This is a genomic window from Streptomyces sp. PU-14G (assembly GCF_041028275.1).
Lineage (GTDB): Bacteria > Actinomycetota > Actinomycetes > Streptomycetales > Streptomycetaceae > Streptomyces.
This window is the reverse complement of record NZ_JASKYT010000387.1, coordinates 1-6,126: the sequence shown is the minus strand read 5'-3', so window position 1 is coordinate 6,126 and position 6,126 is coordinate 1. Positions and strand designations below refer to the sequence as shown.

The 6,126-nt window shown below is 71.8% G+C and carries 7 protein-coding genes and 1 pseudogene; 6 read left to right on the top strand and 2 right to left on the bottom strand.

What is annotated here, in order from left to right; genetic code table 11:
- Positions 1-80 precede the first annotated feature (80 nt).
- The 6 genes from AB8Z75_RS29550 (at position 81) to AB8Z75_RS29525 (ending at position 5,508) form a co-directional block, all read left to right on the top strand.
- Positions 81-533 (top strand): Lrp/AsnC family transcriptional regulator, encoded by a 453-nt coding sequence (locus tag AB8Z75_RS29550; RefSeq protein WP_114018789.1) that lies wholly within the window; start codon positions 81-83, stop codon positions 531-533.
- A 131-nt stretch (positions 534-664) separates the two neighbouring features.
- Positions 665-1,798, top strand: a complete 1,134-nt coding sequence (locus AB8Z75_RS29545) for a hypothetical protein (protein ID WP_369207311.1) — start codon at positions 665-667, stop codon at positions 1,796-1,798.
- 50 nt (positions 1,799-1,848) lie between these two features.
- A complete protein-coding gene (locus AB8Z75_RS29540) occupies positions 1,849-2,562 on the top strand; it encodes a UdgX family uracil-DNA binding protein (RefSeq protein WP_369207309.1) in 714 nt (237 codons plus the stop codon).
- A 126-nt stretch (positions 2,563-2,688) separates the two neighbouring features.
- Positions 2,689-3,006 (top strand): DUF4229 domain-containing protein, encoded by a 318-nt coding sequence (locus AB8Z75_RS29535; protein ID WP_369207307.1) that lies wholly within the window; start codon positions 2,689-2,691, stop codon positions 3,004-3,006.
- A 377-nt stretch (positions 3,007-3,383) separates the two neighbouring features.
- Positions 3,384-4,733: a dicarboxylate/amino acid:cation symporter gene (locus AB8Z75_RS29530; protein ID WP_369207305.1), complete on the top strand. Its 1,350-nt coding sequence runs from the start codon at positions 3,384-3,386 to the stop codon at positions 4,731-4,733.
- A gap of 136 nt (positions 4,734-4,869) precedes the next feature.
- Positions 4,870-5,508, top strand: coding sequence for a TetR/AcrR family transcriptional regulator (locus tag AB8Z75_RS29525; RefSeq protein ID WP_369207314.1), 639 nt, complete (start codon positions 4,870-4,872; stop codon positions 5,506-5,508).
- A gap of 4 nt (positions 5,509-5,512) precedes the next feature.
- On the opposite strand, the gene AB8Z75_RS29520 is transcribed toward AB8Z75_RS29525, so the two are convergent.
- Positions 5,513-5,749, bottom strand: a complete 237-nt coding sequence (locus tag AB8Z75_RS29520; RefSeq protein ID WP_114023603.1) for a hypothetical protein — start codon at positions 5,747-5,749, stop codon at positions 5,513-5,515.
- Positions 5,750-5,822: 73 nt separating this feature from the next.
- Positions 5,823-6,126: pseudogene (locus AB8Z75_RS29515) on the bottom strand (hypothetical protein); the annotation flags it as partial.

Sequence of the window (6,126 nt, the reverse complement as noted above, 5' to 3'; positions counted from 1 at the left end):
GGGGGAGCTTGGGCGGGGCGGTGTCGGGCCCATGCCTTAGATTCGTGGTCCGGACTTCGACAACGGGAGGCAGCGGCACCATGGACGCGGTGGACAGGCAGCTCATCCAGGCGTTGCGGGAGAACGGGAGGGCCTCCTACGCGGAACTGGGGCGGCTGGTGGGGCTGTCGGGGCCCAGCGTCACCGACCGGATCAACCGGCTGGAGGCGGCCGGGGTGATCACCGGCTACCGCGCCACTGTCGACGCGCCCTCGCTGGGGCTCGGGGTGACGGCGCTCATCGGCATCCAGCTGACCGACGCGACGGACCACGAGGACGTGGCGGGGCGGCTGCGGTCGCTGCACGAGATCGAGGACTGCTGGTTCATCGCCGGTGACGACTCGTACATGCTCAAGGTGCGGGCGGGTGATGTGGACGGGCTGGAGCGCACCATCCGCCGGCTGTCGGGCACGGAGGGCGTCTCGCGCACGCGCACCACGATCGTGCTGTCGACCAAGTGGGAGAACCGGGTGGGCGAGCTGCCCGAGGAGTGAGGTGCGGGCGGCCTGGCGTAGTGTCGTCGGGACGCGCGGAGGCGCCGGAAGGCCCCGGGGAAGGCCCCGTCGGGGGTGTCCGGGACCGCGGAAGGTGACCGCACCGCGAGAAGCACCAACGAGGCAGGCAGGTGGCGCGAGGAATGGACGCGGAGCTGCGGCGACGGCCGGCGGACGTCGAGAACGGCCCGGAAGGCGTCGAGGACGTCGGGGCCGCCGAGAACGCCGGGGCCGCCGGGAACGTCGGGAATGCCGGGAACATCGGGAACGTCGAAAAGAAGGTCCGCTCCGGTGAGCGACTGGGGCGCGAGGACGGGGTCGCGCTCTTCGCTTCCGACGACCTGGCCTGGCTCGGCGGTCTGGCGCACGAGGCGCGGGCGCTGAAGAACGGCGACGTGGCGTACTTCGCCGAGCACCGCCGTCTCGAACTCACCGACGACGTGGACGCCATGGTCGAGTCCGCCACCCGCCTCGCGGCCGAGGGCGCCACCGAGCTGCACCTGGCCACGGGCCCAGGCGCGATCTGGGAGCACTGCGTGCGGGCCCTGCGGGCGCTGCGTGCCGCCCTGCCCGAGGCGGTGGCGCTGCGCGCGTTCACGGCCGCCGACGTCAGCCGTTTCGCCGTCGCCTCGAAGGTGAGCGAGAGCGAGGTGCTGGACGAGCTGCTGGCCGCCGCTCCGGCCTCCCTGGCCGACGGCTTCGAGGGGTCCGGCGCGGAAGCCGAGGACGTGGCGCGGCAGGCGGAGGGCGAGGGCTGGACGGACTGGGCCCGTGTCCACCGGCTGGCGCATCACAAGGGCCTCACCACCGTGTGCACGGTGCGTTTCGGATACGGCGAGGAGAGCGCCGAGCGGGTGGACCACCTGCTGCGCCTGCGCGAACTCCAGGACGAGACCGGCGGATTCCGCGCCCTCCTCCCGCTGCGCCACGAGGGGCCGCAGGGCGCGACCGGCGCCGAGGTCCTGGCGACGTTCGCCGTCTGCCGGCTGCTGCTGGACAACGTGGCGCACGTGGCGGCCCGCTGGGCGGTGCACGGGGCGCAGACGTCCCAGTTGGCGCTCCAGCACGGTGCGGACGAGATGGCGGGCCCGCCGGCCGCCGAGACCTCGCGGGACGCCGACGTCCTCACGCGGGACGAGCTGGTCGAGCTCATCCGTGACACCGGCTTCCGCCCGGTCGAGCGCGACGCCCACTACGGTGTCCTGCGCTCTTTCGAAGGACCGGACCCGGACCGCCGCGAGGCGCCCCAGCCCATGCGGGTGTAAGCCCCAGACGGCCTGTGAGAGCCGGCGGGGTGAGGGGTACCGCGAGCGGTATGGCAGCTGACAAGGACGCGGGTCGCAGGAAGAGCGCGGGTGGCGGCGAGGGCGCGGGCCGGCCCGAGGAGGCGTACGACGCGTCGCCGTTCCTGCCGGATCGGCCGGGGCGGGGCAACGCGGGGTTGCGCAGGCTGCGGGAAGCCGCTGCCACGTGCCGTGGGTGCCCGCTGCACCGGGACGCGACGCAGACGGTCTTCGGCAGCGGGGACGCCCGGGCCCGTGTCCTCCTCGTCGGGGAGCAGCCAGGGGACCAGGAGGACCGGCGGGGTGAGCCGTTCGTGGGCCCGGCGGGCGGGATGCTGGACCGGGCGTTGGGCGAGGCGGGGATCGATCCGGCGCAGGCGTACGTCACCAACGCCGTCAAGCACTTCAAGTGGGCGCACGAGGAGGGACGGGGGAAGCGGCGTATCCACAAGCCGCCGACGCTGCGGGAGATGTCGGCGTGCGGGCCGTGGCTGGCCGCCGAGCTGGCGCTGACGGAGCCCGAGGTGCTGGTGGTGCTGGGGGCGACGGCGGGCAAGGCGCTGTTCGGTTCGTCGTTCCGTGTCACCAAGGAGCGCGGCACCTGTACGGAGCGTGAGGTGCAGGGGCGCTCGGAGCGGGTGGTACCGACGATCCATCCCTCCGCGATCCTGCGTGCGGAGAACCGGGACGAGGTGTACGCGGGCTTCCTCGCCGACCTGCGGGTGGCCGCGCGGATGCTGGAGTGACGCCGGTGCGGTCCCGGTGCGGTCCCGGTGCGGTCCCGGCGGGGTCCGGGGGCGCCGAAGATCGCCGCGGGGGCTGTGCTTGACTGGAAGGGTCCGCGAAACGCCCAAATGCATGGAGAAGACACCGTGAGCAGCAGCAGGTCGCACGCCACGCTCCGCTACACCACCATGCGGCTTGGCATCTTCGTCGGCTGCCTCGTCGTCGTCGGGCTGCTGGCGCAGTTCGGCATCATTCCGTCGGGTATCGGCAAGTCGAACCCGATCTGGATGGTGCTGCTGGCGCTGGTCGTCTCGGCGCCCCTCAGCTATGTGCTGCTGCGCAAGCAGCGGGACGCCATGTCCGAGCAGATCGTGGGCGGTGTGGGCCGGGCCAAGGAGCGGCTGGCGGCCAACCAGTCCCAGGAGGACGGGGCCCAGCAGCGCGGCGAGTCGCGGACCGTGTAGCCGTGTAACCCTCGTCACACCGTCGTCGACGCCCCGCCGGGAATGCGCTTCTCCCGGCGGGGCGTTGAGCTGTTCCGTAACCGCCCCCCAAAGGAATGCTTTGGGTAAGCCAAAGACGGAGTGTTAGCGTGACGGCCATGACGAACGCAGCCCCCACTTCCGACGCGCACCGGGCAAGGCCCGGCCTGGCGCTCGTGGCACGGCTGCACGTCGATCTGTGCCGCTGTATGTCGGCGACCTGTCGCTGACAGCGCGGCCGGACTACCCTCCGGCGCGAATCGACCGCACCGTTCTGCGATCCCTGCTCGCGACGCCCCTTTCAGCCAAGAGCGCGCTCCCTTGGGGAGTTCGCTCGAAGACGCCCCCGGAGTAGGTCCGTGTCCTCGTCACCGTCCGATACCGCCACGCCCGCGAAGGGCTTCCGCATACCCAACGTCCCCTTCTGGGTACAGATCCTGGCAGGCCTCGTCCTCGGCGTGGTCCTCGGCTGGGTCGCCAACAACTGGGACGTCGCCTGGTTGGGCACCACCCTCACCAAGATCGGTGAGATCTTCGTCCAGCTGCTGAAGCTGGCCGTCGCCCCGCTGGTCTTCTTCGCGATCACCATCTCGATCACCAACCTGCGCAACGTGCACAACGCGGCGCGGCTCGCCACCCGCACCCTGCTGTGGTTCATGGCGACCTCGCTGATCGCCGTGGCGCTCGGGCTGCTCATCGGCCTGGTCACCAACCCGGGGTCGGGGACGGGGCTGTCCGCCAAGGACGCCGCCAAGCCGGACACCCAGGGCTCCTGGCTGGACTTCCTCACCGGGATCATCCCGAAGGACGTCATCACGCCGTTCACCGAACTCCAGGTGCTCCAGATCGTCTTCATGGCGGTCGTCGTCGGCATCGCCGCGCTCAAGCTGGGCGAGAAGGCCGAGCCCCTGCTGAAGCTGGGCGAGTCCGTCCTGGCGCTGCTCCAGAAGGCGCTGTGGTGGATCATCCGGCTCGCTCCGGTGGGCACCATCGGTCTGATCGGCACCGCCATCAAGGACTACGGCTGGGACCTGATCGGCAGCTACGCCACGTTCACCGCCGACATCTACGTCGGCTGCGCGCTGGTCCTCTTCGGCGTCTACCCGCTGCTGCTGGGCACGGTCGCCAAGGTCAACCCGCTCCAGTTCTTCAAGGGCGCCTGGCCCGCGATCCAGCTGGCGTTCGTCTCCCGCTCGTCGGTCGGCACCATGCCGCTGACGCAGAAGGTCACCGAGCGGCTCGGGGTGCCCAAGGAGTACGCGTCCTTCGCGGTGCCGTTCGGCTCGACGACGAAGATGGACGGCTGCGCCTCCATCTACCCGGCGATCGCGGCCATCTTCGTGGGCGAGTTCTTCCACGTGGACATGGGGCTCAAGGAGTACCTGCTGATCGTCTTCGTCTCGGTGATCGGCTCGGCCGCCACGGCGGGGCTCACGGGCGCGACGGTGATGCTCACGCTGACGCTCTCGACCCTGGGCCTGCCCCTGGAGGGCGTGGGTCTGCTGCTGGCCATCGACCCGATCCTGGACATGATGCGCACGGCGACGAACGTCGCGGGGCAGGTCGTCATCCCCGTCCTGGTCTCCGCCAAGGAGAAGATCCTGGACCGCGAGATGTTCGCCCACGCCCGCAGCTTCAGCATCGAGGACGCCGACACCTCCGTCGGGCCCCGCCCGGCCGTCCAGCAGGAGCCCGTCACCACCGGCTGACCTGCCCGCCTGCTCCGTCCGCGCGCCCCCGGCCCCAGGCCGGGGGCGCGTACGCTTGCGGAGGACCGGAGTTGACGCGGTACGGGGCAGACGGGGCGACGGGGAAGAGGGGTTGGACAGCGTGGGGCAGAAGCGGATGCCGCGCGAGGTGCGGGAGCGGCAGATGCTGGACGCCGCCGTGACCGCCTTCGCGCGCCACGGCTACCAGGCCGCCTCCATGGACGACATCGCGGAGGCCGCCGGGGTCTCCAAACCGCTGGTGTACCTGTATCTCAAGTCCAAGGAGGACCTGTTCACGGCCTGTGTGCGGCGGGAGATCGGCGCGCTGGTGGCGGCGGTGCGGCAGGGCACACGGGAGCGCGGCGTCTCGGCCGACCAGCAGCTGTGGAACGGGCTGACGGCGTTCTTCGCGCACACCGCGGCGCGCCCCGACGGGGTCGCGGTGCTCCACCGTGCCCGCACCCAGGGCGAGCCGTTCGCACGGGAGGTCGCCGCGATGCGCGTCGAGGTGCTCACTCTGGTGACGGCGCTGCTGGCGCAGGCCGCGCAGGACGCCGGGTGCGACGGTGCCCTGGCCGAGCGTGAGGTCTCGGGGCTGGCGCACGCGCTGGTGGGCGCGGCGGAGTCGCTGGCCGAGTGGGCCAACACGTGGACGGCCCAGAACGCCGACGCCGCCCCCTCCGCGAGGGAGACGGCGGCGACGCTGATGAACTTCTGCTGGGCCGGCCTGGAGAACCTCACCAAGGGCGCCCGGTGGGTCCCGGCGCCGAGGTGAGCGGCTACTTCTTCCAGCGGGAGCCCCCGTTCTCGTACTGGGAGAGGGCCAGGCCCAGGCCGAAGAACGTGGGCGCCCACTCGCCGATGAAGATGCCCCACCGGTCGGCCCTGTCCGTGCCGGCCTTCTCCGCCTTGACGGACGCGGCCCAGCTCAGGAACGAGATGCCGACCGAGGCCAGGGCCGCGCAGTAGGCGTGTTCGGCCCGCAGGCCTGCTTCGTGCAGTTTCGCGACGACCATTACCCGGTCTCCCGTCATAGAGGATCGCTACTCCAGCCACGCAACCACCGGGTCTGTGCCCCCGCCCCTCCTGTTACGCCGAACGGGTGACGGTTTCGCCGTGGCTCCCCGTGCCTGGGCTGACGCGCCCGGCGAGGTGGAGCCGGGGCCGCTCGCCCGTCCCGCGCAGCTCGAAGGCGCCGGTGGCCGGGTCCGCGGCGTACGCGACCCGGGTCGGGAGGAGCACCGGCGCCCTGAAGTCCGCCTCCGCGTAGCCGATGCCGTCGGCCCGGCCGCCGCTGTCCGCCTCGTGGGCCGCCAGGCAGCGGGCGAAGGTCCACATCCCGTGGGCGAGGGCGCGGGGGAAGCCGAAGGCGCGGGCGGCGAGGGGGTGGAGG

Bases quoted from the DNA above. Each gene is read 5' to 3' on its own strand.
- AB8Z75_RS29520 (WP_114023603.1), bottom strand. From the start codon at position 5,749: ATGGTCGTCGCGAAACTGCACGAAGCAGGCCTGCGGGCCGAACACGCC.
- AB8Z75_RS29550 (WP_114018789.1), top strand. From the start codon at position 81: ATGGACGCGGTGGACAGGCAGCTCATCCAGGCGTTGCGGGAGAACGGG.
- AB8Z75_RS29525 (WP_369207314.1), top strand. From the start codon at position 4,870: ATGCCGCGCGAGGTGCGGGAGCGGCAGATGCTGGACGCCGCCGTGACC.
- AB8Z75_RS29540 (WP_369207309.1), top strand. From the start codon at position 1,849: ATGGCAGCTGACAAGGACGCGGGTCGCAGGAAGAGCGCGGGTGGCGGC.